We start from the raw sequence: 623 nt of genomic DNA on the forward strand, positions 1-623 counted from the left end.
AGAATGGCAAATGCATTGGCCGATTTATCAATCCATGAATCTTTATAAACTGCTGAAAGCACGCCTAAAAACACACCGATTATGGTGGCGAAAATCATCGCTGTTAGCGCAAGAATGAAGGTATTCGGTACGGTTTCAGAAAGTATAGCTGTTACATCACGTTTGGTCTGGTAGGAACTGCGAAGATAAGGCCATTTTATCACCAGCGCCTTTTTATCAAAGGCCATCAGTTTTGTGTAGTGATATTTCTGTTGATTGGTACTATCGTTATCAAGAATGCTAATTGGCGATAAATCATTAATGTATAAAACAAACTGAACAGGTTTGGACCGGTCTAAACCAAATTCTTTACGAACTGCTTCGAGCGATTGTACATCGGCCCTTTGCCCCATCGTCATCCGTGCAGGGTCGCCAGGTAAAATATTAAACAGCACAAAAACAACCAATATTACACCGCCCATCACCAGCAGTCCATACATCAGTTTTTTTAGCGCGTATCCGATCATATTTATTTATCGAAATATTTTCGACTGAGTTGGTCGAAAGTGGGTACGTTGTGAAAATGCCATTTATTGATTACCACTCCATTCTTCATCAATAAAACGCCAGGATTTGCCCTAACC

1 protein-coding gene is annotated in these 623 nt (G+C 40.4%); it reads right to left on the minus strand.

What is annotated here, in order from left to right; translation table 11 throughout:
• Window positions 1-506, minus strand: a 506-nt coding sequence (locus AC1DND_RS29020) for an ABC transporter permease family protein (protein WP_477586456.1), incomplete at its 3' end; no start/stop codon positions are given.
• Window positions 507-623 lie beyond the last annotated feature (117 nt).

Source organism: Pedobacter sp. 01N416 (genome assembly GCF_056399685.1).